The 19,953-nt window shown below is 39.8% G+C and carries 17 protein-coding genes; 7 read left to right on the top strand and 10 right to left on the bottom strand.

The features are described 5' to 3' along the window. Window positions 1-20 precede the first annotated feature (20 nt). From rsxC to QYZ87_01950, 3 genes are read right to left on the bottom strand one after another with little or no spacing between them, the layout of a single operon-like run. Window positions 21-1,355 (bottom strand): electron transport complex subunit RsxC, encoded by a 1,335-nt coding sequence (gene rsxC / locus QYZ87_01960; protein MDN4753300.1) that lies wholly within the window; start codon window positions 1,353-1,355, stop codon window positions 21-23. Between the two features lie 43 nt (window positions 1,356-1,398). After that, the gene (locus tag QYZ87_01955) at window positions 1,399-2,253 is read right to left on the bottom strand and encodes a Fe-S cluster domain-containing protein (GenBank protein ID MDN4753299.1); all 855 of its coding nucleotides are present in this window, start codon (window positions 2,251-2,253) and stop codon (window positions 1,399-1,401) included. 54 nt (window positions 2,254-2,307) lie between these two features. Next, on the bottom strand, window positions 2,308-2,718 hold the full coding sequence (locus QYZ87_01950; protein ID MDN4753298.1) for a SoxR reducing system RseC family protein: 411 nt from the start codon (window positions 2,716-2,718) through the stop codon (window positions 2,308-2,310). A gap of 650 nt (window positions 2,719-3,368) precedes the next feature. Between QYZ87_01950 and QYZ87_01945 the strand changes: the two genes are divergently transcribed. The 7 genes from QYZ87_01945 (at window position 3,369) to cydB (ending at window position 10,661) form a co-directional block, all read left to right on the top strand. Beyond that, window positions 3,369-4,475, top strand: a complete 1,107-nt coding sequence (locus tag QYZ87_01945) for a mannose-1-phosphate guanylyltransferase (GenBank protein ID MDN4753297.1) — start codon at window positions 3,369-3,371, stop codon at window positions 4,473-4,475. An 11-nt stretch (window positions 4,476-4,486) separates the two neighbouring features. After that, window positions 4,487-5,230 carry a DNA repair protein RadC gene (radC, locus tag QYZ87_01940; GenBank protein ID MDN4753296.1) on the top strand — a complete coding sequence of 248 codons (744 nt, stop codon included), beginning with the start codon at window positions 4,487-4,489 and terminating at the stop codon, window positions 5,228-5,230. A gap of 12 nt (window positions 5,231-5,242) precedes the next feature. Then, the gene (locus tag QYZ87_01935) at window positions 5,243-5,803 is read left to right on the top strand and encodes an FHA domain-containing protein (protein MDN4753295.1); all 561 of its coding nucleotides are present in this window, start codon (window positions 5,243-5,245) and stop codon (window positions 5,801-5,803) included. Window positions 5,804-6,686: 883 nt separating this feature from the next. Next, window positions 6,687-7,346, top strand: a complete 660-nt coding sequence (locus tag QYZ87_01930; GenBank protein ID MDN4753294.1) for a porin family protein — start codon at window positions 6,687-6,689, stop codon at window positions 7,344-7,346. Window positions 7,347-7,590: 244 nt separating this feature from the next. Continuing rightward, on the top strand, window positions 7,591-7,842 hold the full coding sequence (locus tag QYZ87_01925) for a DUF4492 domain-containing protein (GenBank protein ID MDN4753293.1): 252 nt from the start codon (window positions 7,591-7,593) through the stop codon (window positions 7,840-7,842). 62 nt (window positions 7,843-7,904) lie between these two features. Beyond that, window positions 7,905-9,491: a cytochrome ubiquinol oxidase subunit I gene (locus QYZ87_01920; GenBank protein MDN4753292.1), complete on the top strand. Its 1,587-nt coding sequence runs from the start codon at window positions 7,905-7,907 to the stop codon at window positions 9,489-9,491. A 21-nt stretch (window positions 9,492-9,512) separates the two neighbouring features. Continuing rightward, complete coding sequence (cydB, locus tag QYZ87_01915) at window positions 9,513-10,661, top strand: cytochrome d ubiquinol oxidase subunit II (GenBank protein MDN4753291.1); 1,149 nt, start codon at window positions 9,513-9,515, stop codon at window positions 10,659-10,661. A 129-nt stretch (window positions 10,662-10,790) separates the two neighbouring features. Here the strand turns inward: cydB and sufD are convergent, their stop codons facing one another. From sufD to rimP, 7 genes are all read right to left on the bottom strand, one after another. After that, on the bottom strand, window positions 10,791-12,116 hold the full coding sequence (gene sufD, locus QYZ87_01910) for a Fe-S cluster assembly protein SufD (protein ID MDN4753290.1): 1,326 nt from the start codon (window positions 12,114-12,116) through the stop codon (window positions 10,791-10,793). 11 nt (window positions 12,117-12,127) lie between these two features. Beyond that, entirely contained in the window at window positions 12,128-12,886 is a 759-nt protein-coding gene (gene sufC, locus QYZ87_01905; protein ID MDN4753289.1) for a Fe-S cluster assembly ATPase SufC, read from the bottom strand. Window positions 12,887-12,921: 35 nt separating this feature from the next. Next, window positions 12,922-14,364, bottom strand: coding sequence for a Fe-S cluster assembly protein SufB (gene sufB / locus QYZ87_01900; protein MDN4753288.1), 1,443 nt, complete (start codon window positions 14,362-14,364; stop codon window positions 12,922-12,924). Next, the gene (locus tag QYZ87_01895) at window positions 14,348-14,866 is read right to left on the bottom strand and encodes a CvpA family protein (protein MDN4753287.1); all 519 of its coding nucleotides are present in this window, start codon (window positions 14,864-14,866) and stop codon (window positions 14,348-14,350) included. The genes sufB and QYZ87_01895 overlap by 17 nt, the downstream gene beginning before the upstream one ends. 33 nt (window positions 14,867-14,899) lie before the next feature. Then, window positions 14,900-17,935, bottom strand: a complete 3,036-nt coding sequence (infB, locus tag QYZ87_01890; protein ID MDN4753286.1) for a translation initiation factor IF-2 — start codon at window positions 17,933-17,935, stop codon at window positions 14,900-14,902. 65 nt (window positions 17,936-18,000) lie between these two features. Then, window positions 18,001-19,392, bottom strand: coding sequence for a transcription termination factor NusA (gene nusA / locus QYZ87_01885; GenBank protein ID MDN4753285.1), 1,392 nt, complete (start codon window positions 19,390-19,392; stop codon window positions 18,001-18,003). A 65-nt stretch (window positions 19,393-19,457) separates the two neighbouring features. Next, window positions 19,458-19,928, bottom strand: a complete 471-nt coding sequence (rimP, locus tag QYZ87_01880; GenBank protein ID MDN4753284.1) for a ribosome assembly cofactor RimP — start codon at window positions 19,926-19,928, stop codon at window positions 19,458-19,460. Window positions 19,929-19,953: the final 25 nt, after the last annotated feature.

Here is a 19,953-nt window from a genome sequence, read left to right as displayed (position 1 = left end):
TTTTTCTTTTCTTAAATAGGTTACGACTTCCTCGCTCTGATGATACCCATTACCTTTTGCTTACCCAGTCGGATGTGATCTAGCAATGGTCGGTTGGCTGGGCATGTGAAACTACATGAGCCACACTCAATACAGTCAACAATATGTCCACTTTCACAATCATCCCAGTCTGCAAATGCTACATCACGCATTAGGAAAGCTGGATTTAAGCCCATTGGACATGCACTTACACACTTAGCACATCTGATACAGTTACGCATAGGCTTACGCTTAGTATCTTCTGCCTTCATGATAAGTATGCCACTGGTGCCTTTTGCGACAGGTACATTCTCTGTCATTAGAGCTTTACCCATCATTGGTCCTCCACTAATTACCTTTGCTGTGCTTTCTGGTAAGCCTCCTGCTGTTTCTATCAGCTTATTTGTACCAGTACCGATACGAACTAGCAAGTTACATGGATTAGCTACGTCAACACCTGTGACGGTAACCACGCGCTCAAAGAGTGGCTTATTCTTTTGGACAGCCTCATATATCGCAATGGTAGTCCCTACGTTTTGGACGATGGCTCCTACAGTGATTGGGAGCTGACCGCTACGCACTTGACGGCGAATTACGGCATCAATCAATTGCTTTTCTCCACCTTGAGGATATTTTACTTTTAGTGGGCAAATCTCAATACCCTGAAAGTTCTTTGCTAGGTTGGTAAGGTGTTCGATGGCATCCTTTTTATTATTTTCAATACCAATAACTCCACGGTTAACCCCAGCTGCCTTCATAAGAATAGATAGCCCGATGAGTAGCTCTTCACCACGCTCAAGCATCACACGGTGGTCTGCTGTAAGGTAAGGTTCGCACTCGACCCCATTGATGATTATGATCTCAGGCTTTGCATCCTTCGGCGGCATCAGCTTCACATTCGTAGGGAAGGTAGCTCCTCCCATACCAACGATACCGCACTCAGCTACACGTGCTACGATTTCTTCTTTTGACAGTTTGATCTCACGAACAATTTCTGGAGAGCGATCTATCTGCTCTTCCCATGTATCTGTACCATCAGCTTGGATCGTGATCATCAATTTCTTAAAACCAGAAGCATCTACAACCTCTTCTAGCTTTTTTACGGTCCCCGATACGCTCGAGTGAATGTTGGCGGATATGAATCCTCCTGCCTTAGCGATCAGTGTACCTACTTTTACTTCGTCTCCTTTTTTCACCACGGCTTGGGCTGGAGCTCCAATATGCTGGGCAACAGGGATGGTCACTTCTTCGGGTAGCTCGAGTACCTGAATTGATTTATCCGATGAGAGTTTTTTTTCTGGGGGATGGACACCACCAATACGAAATGTCTTTAACATCTTCTTATATCCTAGTATGTAATTTGATCATTATCTAATTATCTCACGCCTTGGCACTCACAGTAGTTTCTGCCTCTACTTTTGGTTTGCGTGGGGGGAAGTTCACTTCATGAATAGCTCCCGTTGGGCAAACCGCAACGCACTTACGGCATAGTCTACACTTGGTGTGATCAATGTATGCAAGGTTATTGCTAATGGTGATTGCTTCGAAGTTACATTCTTTGAAGCACTTAGAGCAGCCAATACATGCATTATCGCATGACTTCTTAGCAACGCCACCCTTTTCTTCATTCATACAGCTAACAAATATGCGGCGGCCTTTAGGTCCTTTTTTGCGTAGCTCTATGATCATCTTAGGGCAGGCTTTCACACACGCACCACAGGCAACACACTTGTCCTCATCCACCTCTGGTAATCCTGTGATAGGATTCATGTGGATCGCATCAAAATCGCATGCTAAGGTACAATCTCCCATGCCATAGCAGCCATATGAGCAGCCAGTCTCGCCACCATATAATGATGCTGCGATTGCACATGAAGTGGCTCCATCAAATTGATTCATACGTGGTCTAGCCTCGCAAGTCCCATTACAGCGAACCACTGCAATCTTAGGCTCTGCTGCTACAGCAGTTCGTCCTAACACAGATGCAACATCCTGCATTGTAGGATTTCCCCCAACGGTACAAAATAACCCGTCTAGAGAATCAGACTCCACACAGGCTTTCGCAAAGCTGGAGCAGCCTGGATAACCACAGCCACCACAGTTGGCACCGGGGAGAGCTTCGTTTACTAAATCAATTCTTGGATCCTCTTCTACACGGAATTTTCTCGAAATAATGTAGAGTAGTACGGCACTAAAAGCACCAACTAGAGATAGGAATGTAACAGTTACTACCATAAATCTGAATAATATCTTGATCTGAAATTTTACTCCTTAATTACTTTATGCTCTTTATTCGATGGGTTCAACTCTGAGTCTAAATTTCCTCTCGAAAAATTTTCGAAATACCCATAGAATAAAGGTGTATAGAGCTAGCGATGCGATAAGGATGACAAGAAGTATATTTTCCTCGACACCCATTATACTAAATAACACAACTTCTATTAGTAAGAGAACGAGGGGTATCACAAATGCGTAAAGCACTGCCTTCATCGGGTTACCACTTTTACTAGCCACGATTCTCACCCTGTCACCTACTTGTAGTCCCAATGGAAAGTCCGTAATAGTGAAGGTCTCATCTCTCCTATCAGCCGAACTACACATACCCTTGGCATGGCATCCACTGCAGGCTGAATGTCTTTCAACTAATACATCAATTGATCCATTGTGTATTTCTTGGACACGTCCTACTTTACAATCCATAGTGAGTCTAACAGAATGATTTTTTCTCTTACTTATTCCCTAGCCGCACAAAATTACCTAAATATTGTGACTCTAAAGAAGAATCTTTAGAGAAAAGTTTGTTATTGATATGAGAAGTGCTAAGAAATCTTTTTGTAAATGTCATATACCCGCCTTTGAATTATATATTTACCGATTCTCAAGGTACGTGTCGTGCCATGTAGGCTTCTTCACATTTTCGAGGCGACCCAAATTTTAGTTATATGAAAGAGATTTATTTCCTATAGGAGCGATATCTTTTTCCTATGAGAAGAATCTTTTCTCCTTATAGGATGGATTTCTCGGTTTCAGAGGGTGCTAACTTGAGTGTTGCTTTCATTTAGTAGTTCAGTTATCCATTGAGTCGTAAAGAGTCGAAAGTGTTAGCGTACAACTACTAAAGGGTTGCATAACGGTAAGCCGATATGGGGATTATACTCAATGAGCTTCTGATGATCAGTGATGGACTAATCACAATCATTATATTAATGATTGCCTCACGTGTGAGCTATTAATGATTACGCTAAAATAAGTATATTTGCAAAGGGTTAGAGGGGCTATTTATTAACCTCTAAGGTTTTACGTGAGTATGTTTACTCAGTTAGACTTTGGGTAATAATACTATTTATAATATGAGTAGTGAAAATAACTATGTAGTGATATTAGCGGGAGGTGTCGGCAAACGTTTTTGGCCATATAGTCGAAAAAGCCACCCTAAGCAGTTTCTTGATTTTTTAGGTCTTGGTGATACGCTTTTACAAATGACATATAGGCGATTTCGTAAAATGTATGCTCCTGAAAAGATCTTCATTGTTACAAACTCTATTTACAAGTCTTTAGTACAAGATCAGATACCAGAGGCCTTAGAAGAAAATATATTATTAGAGCCTACCTCTCGGAATACTGCGAGTGCAATTGCTTATGCTTCGTTTCATATTCATGCTTTAAATAAAGATGCGGTCCTTGTAGTGGCACCATCTGACCATTTAGTGACTAAGGAAGATGCCTTTATTACACGGTCACAGCAGGCTCTGGAATTAGCTTCCAATGAGGATTATATCGTTACATTAGGAATTAAGCCGACGTATCCTGAAGTGGGGTATGGCTATATTCAAGCGAAGATGGATGAGGTCAATGCTGAAGGTGCTGACGGAAGTGTCTTTGATGTGAAGACATTTATCGAAAAGCCAAGTAGAGATATGGCCACTGTCCTTGTGGATAGTGGAGAGTTTTATTGGAATGCTGGTCTGTTCATGGCAAGTACTCGGGTGTTGCTAGATGCTTTCAAGACACATGCCGAAGAGATTTATGAGCACCTTAATGAGCGTGCTGATGTTTGGGGCACTGATGAGGAGTTTGAATATGTCAATAATAATTATGTCTATTGTCCTAGCATAGCATTTGACTATGCGGTAATGGAGAAGGCTACGAACCTGAAGATTTTGATCTCTGATATTGGCTGGACTGACGTTGGTACATGGAGCTCTATATATAACTTATCGGAAAAGGATGAGTGTGGAAATGCTTTGGTTGGCAGGGCTAATCACATCTTTAGGAATAGTAAAGATAATCTAGTGGTCATTGATGATCCCGATATGTTGGTAGTACTACAGGGTGTCAATGACTTGATGGTCGTGCGTCGCGGTAACGTGGTGCTAGTCTGCCGAAGAGGTGAAGAGCATAAGCTCAAGCAGATATTGCCAGAGGCTCAAGGAATCGACGATAAGTATATTCAGTAAGAGAGTCCATAGTGCAAGTAAATAAGAAGCAGCGAGGAACAGAAGCCAAAGACCATGTCCGGATTAAGGAGATGGCCGAGACTGAACGTCCACGAGAAAAGGCTATCAAAAAAGGGATCAGAAGTCTCACTGAAGCTGAGCTTCTAGCCGTTCAGATAGGATCAGGCGTGAGAGGAGTAAATGTACTGGAGCTGTCGTATCAACTTTTGCGAGAAGCTGATAACAACTTATACAAACTCTATCAGATGCTATCTAATGGTTATGATCTAGGGATAAAAGGGTTAGGAGCTGTAAAAAAGATTCAAGTGCTTAGTGCATTAGAGCTAGGTGTAAGGATGGAGAGTGACAGGCAGGCGATGGATGGTGAGAAGGAGTCTCTCTCGAATAGTAGGTGTATCTATAACTTTATCTCTAGAGATCTATATGGATTGACACAAGAGGAACTATGGATTATCTTACTTGATAATCAGCATAATGTTAAGGATAAGGTGAAGATTTCAGAGGGTGGGCTATCTAGTTCGACTGCTGATATTCGGGTCATCCTACGTAAAGCACTCCAATCATCTAGTACTGCACTAGCTTTGGTGCATAATCATCCTTCTGGCTCGTTATACCCAAGTTCATCAGATGATGATATTACATTTAGGCTATATAAGGCCTGTAACATTATGCAGATAAGAATGGTGGATCATATTATCTATACCGAAAGTGGGTATTATAGCTATTTTGACGAGGGGCGGTTTGACAATTTATAAAAGAAATAAAAGATGAGAGATAAGGTAGTATGCCCATATTGTAATGCGGTAATAGAGGTTAAGTTATCTACACATGTAGATGCTGAAAGGGCTGAACAAGTAGTCTGTAATAAATGTCATAGACCAATAGCTCTATACAAGCATAGAGCTCAGGCTCTATTGCATACAGAGCGTTCCGTAAAGGCTATAAGTTTGGAGGATGCACGGTTTTCAGAGGATAGTATTTACTTGGAGTTTTTGGAAAATGAGTTCGCTCCTAGTCAGTCGCTTAGAGTCCCCGAAGGAAAGTCTATACTGGGGCGTTTTAACCCTCAGTCTACTGCTGATATGCAGCTGATGACTAGTGATCCGAGTATGGATAGAAATCATTCAGTCTTATTACTTAATAACAAAGGCTGGCTTACTATTATGGATAATGATAGCATGACGGGTACATTTGTTAATGGGTTAGAATTAGATCCAGGTGAGCGTCGTCGTCTCTCAGATGGTGATGTGCTCACTCTAGGTGCGACATCGGTGATAGTACATCTGGGCGGTGATGAGGATGAAATGTTAGATTATCTTTTGGATTGACTGAATAGTCTCCACCTGTCTAAGTCTTTGTATAGCTCTAACTCTTCTGAATTGGGAGAGGTTGATTAAGCTTTACATTGTTTACGTTGCTACTCGTTCATGTCATTCATGTTTTCCCGACCTATTTTTAATCACCTTGCTCTTGTCTGTAGGCTTGAAATGCTTTTCAAGCTCTAATAGGGTACCTGCTTGATTTGGCTTTACATTTAATAGATGATAATGTCGCTACCTTCTTTCGCAATCTTTGTAACTACCGACTATCGACACCGATATCATAAATAGTGATGATACTTCCTTTCATATCAAGTAGTTTGATCAACTCTTATATCGAATCAATTTTGTTCCTTTTGTTGAATATGAACACTTGGTTAATAGACGCAATCTGTCGAGATGGTAGCAATAGTAAAAAAAGAGTATTCATAAGTCCGTATAGTTTATATATTAAGTGCCTGATTATCAAATGAAAAACTTATCCTAAGAAAGGACAACCAGATGACTTTGAATGGATTGAGTTCATTTCTACCACTCTTAATGGTCCATCCTTAATTTTAATGTAAGTTATTTGTTGATTAAAAAAAATTATCGGACACCAATAATTATAAATACCCTGTCTTTTCACTACTGGATGCATTCGCAACTTATAGGTATAAGAGGTATCGCGTTGAGGTGCGATGTAATAATCTGTTAAACAATGAAGCATTGTTTATTTATAGAAGTATAGATGCCGACCAGCATCACTCATACTCTATGCTACGACCAAGACAGATAGTGGTAAGTGCTTTTATTAAGTACTAGCCCAGATCTAACTTCATTGTCTATGACATACTCTTTTTTGGTATATTTGATGTGATTTTAGAATATAAAAATGTGATTAATTGAAAAGATGAAAAGAATTTTAAGTTTCGTAGCGGTATCACTCATGGCGTTTCTCTGCATGTCAGAGGTGTCTGCTCAAGTTCGATTCGGTTTTATGGCAGGTGCTAATTTCAATAAGGCGTCTATTAAGCTTGATGACTATAAAACTGGTAAGAATATGACCGGATATCAGTTAGGTCCTGTAGTAGAGTACGATGTCAATCTAGGGGTAGCTACTGTCGGCGTCGAGAGTGCGTTACTATTCACTCAAAAAAGTGTAAATCTGGATAAACCATTGGATCAGATCACAGGGAAGGAAGCCCTAGAGAAGATTGCTGGTACCTTCAAGAGTAATTATATCGAGATACCGGTTAATGCCAAGGTGTATTTCGGTGTGGCACCAGCTGTCCGTATGTTTGTAAAGTCTGGTCCAAGCTTCAACTTTAACATCTCTAAAAAAGAGGTGGAGATAGCATCAGTTGAAGTGCCTGATTTTAATCGTAAGGTATTCAACCTAGCTCTACAAGCTGGGATTGGTGTAGAAGTGCTTAAGATGGTACAAGTATCAGCGGGTTATTCAGCATCAATGCTTCCTGATTATAAGTATGAGGGTGTTAAGCAGGTGGCTAGTGATTTCTTAAATACTAAGAATAAAGGTTTTTACCTAACTGCTGCGGTATTATTTTAAGTAGAAAGATATATCTATTGTGTGCTCCTTGGACTCTTGAAGTCTGAGGAGCTTTTTTTATACATCAAAGGTTAAATCACTAAATGTGGTGATGATAATATGTAAAAAGTAGTAAAAAGAATGTGTTTTCCTTGGTTGTTTCGTTATATATTTATAAATTAGTGCGTCGAAACACATTCGTAGGGATGCAAAGTAATATAAATAGCTGTTTTTGCAATTGTATAATTATTTGTTGTGAGGGAGTATGATAGAGGATAAAAATAGAAATAATACGGACGGTGGTATCCTGAAGCGCTTTCTCTTAATATGGAAGGACGGCCTCAAGAATATGACATGGGGTAAGCCATTGTGGATACTGAATATTATTAAGCTTCTAATCCTTTTCGGTGTTCTGAAGCTTTTCTTCTTCCCTAACTTCCTAAAGGATAAGGCTGATACTGAGGAGGGACGTCAAGAATATGTCTATCAAGAGTTAGTTAACCGTGTCTCTGATTAGATTTTTTAAGTCAAATATAGAGTCTGAATAAGATTAATAAATCACATTCAAGAAAATAGATTATGTTACTAAGTGCACTTATTGATTGGTCACGTCTGCAGTTTGCTATGACTGCAATGTATCATTGGATCTTCGTTCCGCTAACCCTTGGAATGGGAGTGATAATGGCTATTGCAGAGACAAAGTATTACCGCTCAGGAGATGACTTTTGGAAAGAAACTGCTAAATTTTGGCAGAAAATCTTTGGTATTAACTTCGCCTCAGGTATTGCTACAGGATTGATTCTAGAGTTTCAATTCGGTACAAACTGGTCGAACTACAGTTATTTTGTAGGGGACATTTTTGGGGCTCCTCTTGCTATTGAAGGGATTTTTGCTTTCTTTATGGAAGCCACCTTCTTTGCTGTCATGTTTTTTGGTTGGGGTAAAGTGAGCAAGAAGTTTCACTTAACTTCCACATGGCTTACTATTGTTGGTGCTACCTTATCTGCGTGGTGGATTCTGGTTGCTAATGCGTGGATGCAGTATCCTATAGGTATGGAATTCAACCCTGATACTGCTCGGCATGAAATGGTAGACTTTATGATGGTAGCTTTTTCTCCGACAGCCGTTGTGAAGTTCTTCCATGCTGTCATTTCTAGTTGGGTGTTAGGTGCTATTGTCGTGGTCGGTATCTCAGGGTATTATCTCCTTAGAAATAAACGTAAGGAGTTTGCCATGGAGAGCATCAAGATCGCTTGTCAGTTAGGCTTAGTAGCGAGTTTGATTACGATACTTACAGGTCACTTAGCTGCTAATCAAGTAGCAACACATCAACCTATGAAGTTGGCTGCTATCGAGAATATGTATGCAGGTCAGACCCAAGCACCTCTTAGTATTATCGGTATTCCTAATCCTGATAAGAAGCGTGCAGATTGGAATAGTGATAAGAAAGATTTTATCTTCAATATCTCTATGCCTTATGGTCTCTCTTTCTTGTCGTTTAATGACCCTAACAGCTATGTTCCGGGTATAAAGAATATTATTGAGGGCGGATATACTAAGCCTGATGGCACTATTGCTCTATCTGTAGAGGAGCGTATGGCTAGAGGAAAGAAGGCGATACATGCGTTGGGTGCTTACAAAGAAGCCCAGAAAGCAGGTGATACAGAGGAAATGAATGCTCAACGTGCTATATTGGATGAGAACTTTGAACACTTCGGGTATGGGTACTTTGATAATGTAGAGGAACTAATACCTAATGCTCAGTTTTTATACTACTCATTTAGAATAATGGTGGTGTTGGGACTGTTATTTGTTTTGGTCTTTGCATGGCCATTGTTTGCACTACGTAAGAATAGGGTGTCCTTCTCTAAAGCTCGTTGGTATCACTGGGTAGGAATACTTTCCGTACCGCTAGTGTATATAGCTTCTCAATGTGGTTGGATTGTTGCTGAGGTTGGTCGTCAACCATGGACAGTTCAGGATGCTTTGCCTGTAAAGGCGGCAGTTTCGAGCATCGCAGTTGCTAATGTTAAGACTACCTTCTTCCTCTTTATAGCACTCTTTACCGTAATGCTTATTGCTGAATTGAGTATCATGTTTACTGCGATTAAGAGCGGTCCTAAGACTGATGAAAAATCGAATAATATAAATAAACCAATTAGATAACCTGGAATAGATTCAATTATTATGGATAAGTATATGTTTCTACAAAATTATTGGTGGTTTATTATCTCTTTACTGGGAGGATTATTAGTTTTTCTATTGTTTGTACAAGGAGGACAGAGCTTTATATTCTCGCTCGGTAAGAGTAATTTAGATCGCCGAATGCTCGTGAATTCCACAGGTAGAAAATGGGAATTTACATTCACAACTTTAGTCACTTTTGGAGGCGCATTCTTTGCTTCTTTCCCTCTTTTTTACTCAACAAGTTTCTATGGAGCTTATTGGGTATGGATGTTAATTCTATTTTGCTTCGTTATTCAAGCGACATCATACGAGTACCAAAATAAGAAAGGTAATGTATGGGGAAAAAAGACTTTTCAGTGGGGATTGTTTATTAATGGAGTTTTAGGTCCGTTACTTTTAGGTGCCGCAGTTGCTACTTTTTTTACTGGCTCTGCTTTCTCCGTTGATAAGAGTGCCCTAACTAATCTTGGTGGAGAACTGTCTGTATCTATTTGGCATAATTCGCTACATGGACTAGAGGCGGTCCTCAATCCATGGAATTTAGTATTAGGAGTAGCTGTTCTTTTCTTAGCTCGTACTACTGGTTTGCTTTATTTTATTAATAATATTGTGGACCCTGATCTTAACAAAGCTGCAAGAAAGCGTCTCCTACCAAATGCGATTATATTCTTAGTTGCTCTCTTAGCATTCTTGGGCTTCTTATTCTTCACAAAAGGATATGCTGTTTCACCTGAGACAGGTGAAGTCTATATGGAGAAAGGGAAGTATCTTAATAATCTGATACAACAACCTTACCTGTTGGTAGCGTTATTGATTGGTGTGGTAGGTGTTCTATTTGGTATCATCAAGACGTTGCTCTCTACAACCTTTAGTAAAGGTATATGGTACCATGGGATAGGTACTGTCATAGCTGTGACTGTTCTATTTTTGATGGCTGGATGGAATAATACTTCCAACTATCCATCGTATCAAGACTTACAGAGCTCATTGACTATTTATAATAGCTCTTCATCACTTTATACACTTGAGGTGATGGCATGGGTATCTATTGCTATACCTTTTGTGCTAGCCTATATATTCTATGCGTGGCGTAAACTCGACTTCCATAAGATTGATAAGGAAGAGATGTCTAAGGGTCACCACTATTAATGAAGATAGTATATTACTAAGTGATAAAGATTAAGGGCTGATTTCCACTATAGGAAATCAGCCCTTAATCTTTATTGTTATATATTTTAACGCCTAATATCTGTTTGTAATTGTAATCCCATATATTGATTACTTACTACATCTACCTGGCAGGCCTCTATATCTATTTTCGATAACAGTGTAGAGACGATCACGAAGAGGCTCTACATCAATCTTATCTAACACGTCACTCATAAATGCAATAGTCAGTAGTAGCTTTGCCTCAACGTATGGGATACCTCTCTGCTGCATATAGAAGATAGCAGATTCATTGAGTTCTCCAGTAGTCATACCATGTGAGCACTTTACATCATCAGCATAAATTTCGAGCTGAGGCTTAGAGTACATCTTAGCACTATCAGCAAGAATAAGATTTTTATTATTCTGATAGGCAAGGGTCTTCTGTGCATCTGGAGCCACGTATATTAACCCACTAAAACTACCTACTGCTTTATCATTTATAGTGTATTTAAAGAGTTCGTCACTGTGACAGCTTGGTACATGGTGACGAATGATAGACCAGTTATCCAATAGTTGTTCATCATCAAGTATCCCAAGTCCATCTAAATCCAAGTGGGCATCCTTACCATGCAGATTGCAATAAAAGTTATTGCGTGTCTTACCATTCTTAATGGTCATATTATCAACTAGCACGGTAGAATTCTCATTTTGATGGATGTGAGTGTTAAATATTCGGAGTGAATCAGTGGAGGTTTCTTCGATATTGTAGTACTGTAATTCTGCATTTTTTTCTGCATAAACCTCCATGACTCCAATATACGTAGATTGATCCTTTGTAGCATGATCACAGAGGAGCAAACTACTCTTACTATCCTCTTCTGCAATCCATAGGATACGAGGGAAGGAGAGAGGGCTATTCTCGTTTTCTACTTCAGAATTGGGGTAGTGAATAAGATGAATAGGTTTACTCTGCTTAACACCCTTAGGGATATAATAGACTAACGCATCTGTAGCGAAGAGAGTATTTAGAGAAGATATGCGATCGTTATCTTCATGTAAAATCTTATTGTAATACTTTTCAGCAATTCCTGGATATGTCTCCTCAAACTCAGATATAGACCCAATGAAGAAATTATCCCCTTTATTTGGAGTGAACACCTTACCCTCTATTATGAAACATTGGATAGTGTCTGGATAGGTTAGGCGACATGAAAAAGGAGCTAAGTTAAGATTGCTATCCTTCTGTACCTGATGCTGTGATCTATCTTGATCAATTTCTTGATCGATCTTAAAACGCTGATAATCCTCATTTCTGTAACGAGGTAAGCCATCATTTTCTAACTCCTTAATGGCTTCAGATCTATATTTATTTAATAGATCTGGAGAGTGCGTAGTGATCTCCCTCTCACTTCGGGCAAAGAGATCTAAGTACTTTCTTGTAATATCTTCTTTCATGACACTCTTGATTAGTTATTCCCTTGATTCTCTTCACGAATCCAATCGTAACCACGTTTTTCAAGTTCTTCTGCTAATTCAGGACCTCCAGTCTTGACTATCTCACCATTCAGGAGTACATGGACAATATCAGGCTTGATAAAGTCTAGTAGTCTCTGGTAGTGAGTGATTACAATTGTAGAATTATCTGCTGATCTTAGGCTGTTGACCCCATGTGCAACGATTCGAAGTGCATCAATATCTAGTCCGGAGTCGGTTTCGTCTAAGATAGCAAGAGTAGGATTGAGCACTGCCATTTGGAATATTTCATTACGTTTTTTTTCTCCTCCTGAGAAACCAACGTTTACCGAACGGCTAGTAAGTTCGCGATTTAGTTCTACTAAGTCCTGCTTTTCTTTCATGAGTTTTAGGAACTCTGAGGCAGACATAGGATTTTCTCCCCTAGCTGCTCTTCTTGCATTGACAGCAGTACGCATGAAATTTACCATACTAACGCCTGGGATTTCTACAGGATACTGAAAACTCATGAAAATTCCTGCTTGTGCTCGTTCCTCTGGTTGCATATCCAATAGGTTATGACCATTATAGATGATAGATCCACCTGTGACATCATATCTAGGATTACCAGTTAGTACATTGCTAAGGGTGCTTTTACCAGAACCATTAGGGCCCATGATGGCGTGAACTTCACCTCTATTAACTGTTAAGTTTAGTCCCTTAAGTATAGTCTTATCTTCAATTTTTGCTTGAAGGTTTTTTATCTGTAACATATTTATATTTATCAATAATAGTTTTTCAATATGATTTAACCCACTGAACCCTCTAGTGAGATTGAGAGGAGCTTCTGGGCTTCTACGGCAAACTCCATAGGCAGCTGGTTCATGACCTCTTTGGCATAACCATTGATGATTAGACCAATTGCCTCCTCTGTCCCAATACCGCGTTGATTACAATAGAATAACTGATCTTCACTAATCTTAGATGTGGTCGCCTCATGCTCAATAATCCCCGTAGAGTTATTGATTTCAGAGTAGGGGAACGTGTGGGCACCACACTTATCACCAATGAGAAGGCTATCACACTGAGAATGGTTTCTCGCATTCTCAGCCTTGCTACTTATTTTAACCAATCCCCTATATGAATTGACACTCTTACCAGCTGAAATTCCTTTGGATACGATACGACTCTTAGTATTACGACCAAGATGAATCATTTTCGTCCCCGTGTCAGCTTGCTGATGATTATTGGTCACAGCGACAGAGAAAAATTCTCCTATAGAGTCATCTCCTTGTAGGATACAGCTAGGATATTTCCATGTGATAGCTGATCCTGTCTCAACTTGTGTCCATGAGATCTTAGAGCGATCACCGCGACATAGACCTCTTTTTGTAACAAAGTTATAAACTCCACCTTTACCATCTTTATCTCCAGGGAACCAGTTTTGGACGGTTGAGTATTTTACCTCTGCATCCTTTTCTGCTATAATCTCAACGATAGCCGCATGAAGCTGATTATCGTCTCTCATAGGAGCTGTACATCCTTCAAGATATGATACGTAAGCACCTTGCTCTGCTACGATTAAGGTTCGTTCGAACTGTCCTGTGTTCATAGCATTGATACGGAAGTATGTACTTAATTCCATGGGGCATCTTACGCCCTTCGGAATATATACAAAAGATCCATCTGAAAAGACAGCTGTATTGAGTGCTGCAAAGAAGTTATCTTTATAACCCACGACGCTTCCCATGTGCTTACGCACTAGGTCGGGATACTCTCTTACTGCTTCGCTAAACGAACAGAAGATAATACCTTTTTCTGCTAAAGTCTCTTTGTAAGTTGTTTTAACGGAAACACTATCCACAACAGCATCTACCGCTATTCCAGCTAGGGCCTTGCGTTCCTGAAGAGGAATTCCTAGTTTGTCAAAGGTTTTTTCTAATTCAGGATCAATCTCAGTATCCTTATCTAGCTTCTGTTTGGGTTCAGCAAAGTAAATGATGTCCTGAAAATCAATCTTAGGAATCTTAAGGTGTGCCCAGTCAGGCATCTCCATCGTTACCCAATGTCTGTAGGCCTTCAGTCTATGTTCGAGAAGCCATTCGGGCTCTCCTTTTCTTTTAGAAATAACACGTATGGTATCTTCACTAAGCCCCTTCGGGATATAATCTGTATCAATATCAGTTGTAAAACCGTATTCGTAATCGGTTTTTGTTACCTTATCAATAATATCATCAAATTGCTCTTTCATTTTTTTTGATCTCAAAAGAATCTTTATAGTCTTGTTGTATGAACAGCTGTTTAGGAAGTATTGTTCTACTAATCTCATTTATTACTGGGTAAACCTTTAAGTTTTCAGGCACAGGTGTCCAGTCATACTGCTCTCCGATATTACTGTAAAACCCTATCATGATAGAGAGAATAGTCGTTGTGATAAGAAAAGAAAGAGCTGCTCCAAGAATTCGATTAATAAAACCTAAAGCCACTTCAATTCCAGAAAGTAAAAAACGAGACAGTAGATAAAAAAGTATTAGTAAAGTGACAAATGACAATAACCAGCCAATCCATGAATTCGTCAAGGTGTGCCCCTCCTTTGCCAGTAAATCTAGTAAAAAGCTTGAGAAGGGCGTTGCTAGTAATAAAGCACCTATAACAGATGCTAGCTGTATTACTTGCTTTACAAAACCACTGCTGTAACCCCTAATGAGAGATATCAAAAGGAGCAACAGCAGTATAAGATCCAACCAATGCATTTATTATTGTGTTAGATTGTATGTTTATTGATTTTAAAGTTCTCTCTTAACTTTAACTTCTTCGTAAGCTTCAATGATATCACCTACATTAATATCGTTAAAGTTTGCAATGTTTAATCCACATTCAAAGCCTTTGCTAACTTCCTTTACATCGTCTTTAAAACGTTTCAGTGAGCCAAGTTCTCCAGTGTGAATGACAATGCCATCACGAATTACCCTTATCTTATCAGTACGAGAGACCTTACCAGTCTGTACATAACATCCTGCGATCGTTCCGACCTTCGAGATTTTATACACTTCACGAACCTCAATATTAGCAGTGACCTTTTCCTTGATTTCAGGAGATAGCATCCCCTCCATCGCAGTCGTTACGTCATTAATTGCATCATATATGATAGAGTATGTACGAATTTCAACCCCTTCTTCCTCGGCAAGACGTCTAGCACCTTGTGTCGGACGAACTTGGAACCCAATCACTATAGCATCTGATGCAGAAGCGAGAATAACATCACTCTCTGATATCTGTCCCACAGCTTTGTGAATTACGTTCACACGTATCTCACCTGTTGACAGCTTGACAATAGAGTCTGAAAGAGCTTCGACAGAACCATCCATATCACCTTTCACAATGATATTGAGTTCTTGGATCTGACCTTCTGCAATACGACGTCCTAAGTCCATAAGTGAAGGCAGTCTCTGAGTACGCTCTCTCTGTTCTCTTTTAAGCTGACCACGGCGAGTTGCGATGTCACGAACTTCTGCTTCAGTATCAAGAACATTCAAGATCTCTCCTGCCTGAGTAGCTCCATTTAGACCAAGAACCTTTACGGGCTCTGAAGGACCCACCGACTCTACATTCTGTCCACGTTCATTGAATAGGGCTTTTACACGTCCATAGTTGGCCCCTGCGATGATATGATCTCCCATATGCAGAGTTCCCTCTTGAATTAGGACTTTGGTTGTGTACCCTCTACCTTGCTCCATAGTACTCTCTAATACGGAGCCAATAGCCTTCTTATCAGGATTTGCCCGTAATTCCATAATATCGGCTTCGAGCAATACTTTTTCTAGAAGCTCATGTATCCCGATACCTTTCTTTGCAGAAATTTCTTGGCTCTGATACTTACCACCCCAATCTTCTACTAAGTAGTTAAGGTTAGCAAGTTCTTCCTTAATTCGATCAGGATTAGACTGAGGCTTATCAACTTTATTTATCGCAAAAATTATTGGAACATTAGCTAGGGATGCATGGCTTAAGGCTTCCTTGGTCTGAGGCATCACACCATCATCCGCTGCAACTACAATGATAACAATGTCAGTCACCTTAGCACCTCTAGCACGCATAGCTGTAAACGCTTCGTGTCCTGGAGTATCTAAGAATGTAATCTTTCTGCCATTTTCTAAAGTAACACTATAGGCACCAACGTGCTGGGTAATACCACCGGCTTCACCCTTAGTGACGTCAGCATTTCTGATAGAGTCCAGTAATGAGGTCTTACCATGATCCACGTGTCCCATGACGGTAACGATTGGAGCCCTAGGCTCAAGATCCTCTTCAGAATCCTCTTCGGTCTCAATCATATCAAGCATTTGTGCCTCTACGTACTCAGCTTTGTATCCAAATTCTTCTACAATTAGGTCTATAGTATCTTTTTCAAGACGCTGATTAATAGAAACCATCATTCCGAGGCTAAAGCATAGTGTGATGATATCATTGACAGAGACATCCATCATCTGAGCAAGGTCATTTGCCGTAACATATTCTGTCAGTTGTAGAGTCTTGTCCTGACGCATTTCCTGTTCCAGCAAGCTCTGCTCTTTTCGGTGAGCATCCCTTTTCTCTCGTCTGTATCGAGCAGATTGGTTTGTAGCCTTCTTACGACCACCTTGGATAGCGGCCATAGTTTCTTTGATTTGCTTTTGAATATCCTCTTGGGTTATTTCAGGCTTTTGCTCAATCTTTTGTCTTCTTTTCGCTTTACGCCCTTGATTACGTTTGTCGTTTCTCGGTGTATCATTTGGGCGTTTATTATTCTTATTAGCTTGTGAAGATTGGTTTTTGTTTTTGCTATCTTTCTTCTCTCCAGTAGTAGATTGTTGCTTTTGTTGTGCGGTCTGTTTTGCAACATCCACTTTACCCCCCTTTATACGCTCTCTTTTTCTACGTCTCCTCTTGTTATTGGATTCTATAGATGTAAGATCAACTTTCCCAACGACAGTGACACCAACATTATCATTCGTGCCAATTCTATATACGTTGCTCTCTTTGGGAGCCTCTTTAGTAGTCGGAGCTTTTTCCTCTGCAAGCTTTTCGCTCGGTTTGCTGTCTGTTTTTTGCTCGATAGTCTTTGGTTCCGATTTTTTAGCTGAATCTGTCACATTGACTTTGGGCGTAGACGCATTAGTGGTGGGTTCTTTAACCTCTTTTTCCTTCACCTTTTTCTTTTGTTCTTCCTCTTGCTTGTTAGTAGCCATAGCATCCTTTTTTGGTTCTGTCTCTACGGCCTCAGGTGATTTATTTTCAGTAACTGAGGTTGTTGTAGGCTCTATCTTTTTCGCTTTGACTTCTGTTTTAGGGGCTACTTCCTTTTTGGGCATTGCAGGTTTTACTTTTTCAACCTCTTCTCCCTTAGTAGTTATTTGGTCTTTTTCAAGGTTGGCAGTTTTCTCCTTTTCTACAATATCCTTCCCAGCAGAGGACTTTGTAGATGTCGATACAACCTCTTTCTTAGTCTGGATGACATTTCCTTTATCATCCAACTCAATTTTACCCTTAACTATTGGACCTGTTTTTCTTTCATTATTTTTATCAGAATCTTTAGATGCTGATGGAGTAGTTAACTCTTTCTGCTTTGGTGCAGGTGAAAGATACTTCGAAGTTAGAGCTTCACGTTCATTTTTCCCAAGATCCTTGCCAAACTTTCGGAGGGATTGTTTGAACTCGTCTTCAGTCAATTTACTATTAACGCTGAAGGTCTTATCTGGGAACTGTTTGCTCAAAAATTCGGTAAGAGTATGTACTCCTACCTGTAGTTCGCTTGCTACTTTATTTACTCTAATGCTGGGCATAAATCGTCTTATATTCTACTCTATCTTCTATTCTACTTACTTCTGAAACTCACTAGGTCATCCTATTAATATTCAGATCTTTCATCAGTGATTTCACCTTCAACCACAGGTGCTGAATCCCCATCCTCTTCTATAGGTAATGCTCTATAGCTTGGGTCGCGAGGAGGTAGGTGTGGATACTGATCTTCAGGCAATTCGTCATCGTCAAATTCGGCCATTAGGACTTGGATAAAGTGATCTACTGTGGACTCCTCTAGATCTGTTGCACGTAGTAAGTCCTCTCGAGATCTCTTGAGTACACTTTTCGCAGTGTCGCATCCAATACCCTTAAATGTATTGATGATCCAGTCATCAATCTCATCATTAAATTCTGTAAGGAATAGGTCACTCATATCTACATCTTGAGTCTCATCCCTATAGATATCAATTTCATATCCAGTCAGCATACTAGCTAACTTGATGTTTTGTCCATTTCGTCCGATTGCAAGTGATATTTGATCCCTTTGGAGATAAATATCTGCTCTCTTAGCTTCTTCGTTAATCCTAACCTCCATCTGTTTTGCTGGAGCTAATGCTCTCTGAATAAGCAAAACTGGGTTATCTGTATATTGAAGAACATCTATACTTTCGTTACGAAGTTCACTAACTACACCTTGAATTCGTGAACCCCTGACACCCACGACTGCTCCTACAGGGTCAATCCTTTCGTCATAGCTCTCTACAGCCACTTTTGCTCTATCGCCCGGGATACGAGCAACACTACGTATCGTAACGAGTCCATCTTGTATTTCTGGTACTTCTCGTTCGAAAAGTCTTATCAAGAATTCATCTGAGATACGGCTAAGAATAATCTTTGGGTTGTTATTATTGTATTCAACTCTATCAATGATTGCATTAACTCTATCTGCTTTTTTAAAGCGATCTCTAGGGATCGTAAGGCTACGAGGAAGTATAAGTTCGTTATCTTCACTATCCATTAGTAGGACCTCTTTTTTCCAAACCTGATAAACATCAGCGTTGATTAATTCACCGACGCGTTGGCTGTAGTTTGCATATAGAGTATCCTTCTCTAGCTCCATGATTTTTGAAGATAATGATTGTTTGAGGTTAAGAATAGCTCTACGTCCGAATGACTCTAGCTTCACTTCGTCCATAAATTCTTCACCAACCTCAAAATCATCTTCACCAGATATTTCAAAGACTTCGTCTAGAGTGACTTGGGTATTTTCGTTTTCCACCTCGCCATCCTCAACTATAATTCTGCGACGCCATATCTCTAAATCACCTGTAGTAGGACTTATGATGACATCGAAGTTATGGTCTGTACCATACATCTTTGCGAGTACATTACGTAGGGATTCTTCCATTACTTTTTGTAATGTATCTTGGTCGATATCCTTTAGCCCCATATATTCTGATAGGGCTGCCATTATGGTCGTCTCTTTTTTCTTGCTCATGAGCTAGTAATATATCTTGGTGTCTATGTTAATTCTTCTTTTTAATTGGTTTGGCTAAATACTTATTAAAACTGTATGAGGTAGGTCGCCTTCTTAACATCCTTATATTCTATATCCAGGATATGTTCAATGGCTTTTTTCCGTCTTTCTCCAGCTGGTTTTTCCATTCGGATTACCTGTAGTTGAAAGCTAGAGTCATTTGCGTTTACTAAGGTTCCTTTCTCTTTGATCCCTGTTTTCAAAAGGACCTCTAAGTCTTTACCTATAAATTTTCGATACCTTCTAGGACTTTCTAGTGGGGTTGTTAGTCCAGCACTAGAGACTTCTAGTTCGAAATCTTCTTTGTCTCTATCTAGGTGATCTTCGATAAATTTGGTAAGCTCTACAATTGTTTCGATGTCAATAGGCTCTGTGTCGTGATCAATCTCCACTGTAATTTGGTTAGCACCTTTTACTTCTGCTTTTACCAAAAAGAATCCCTCTTTGCTCGACAAGTACTCTTGTACAATATTTTTAACCTCAGTAACTTCTATCATTTGTTCTCTATTCAACCTACGCAAA

The organism is Porphyromonadaceae bacterium W3.11 (assembly GCA_030434245.1).
Lineage (GTDB): Bacteria > Bacteroidota > Bacteroidia > Bacteroidales > Porphyromonadaceae > Porphyromonas_A.
The sequence above is the reverse complement of the archived record's forward strand: the minus strand, read 5'-3'. Positions and strand labels throughout refer to the sequence as shown.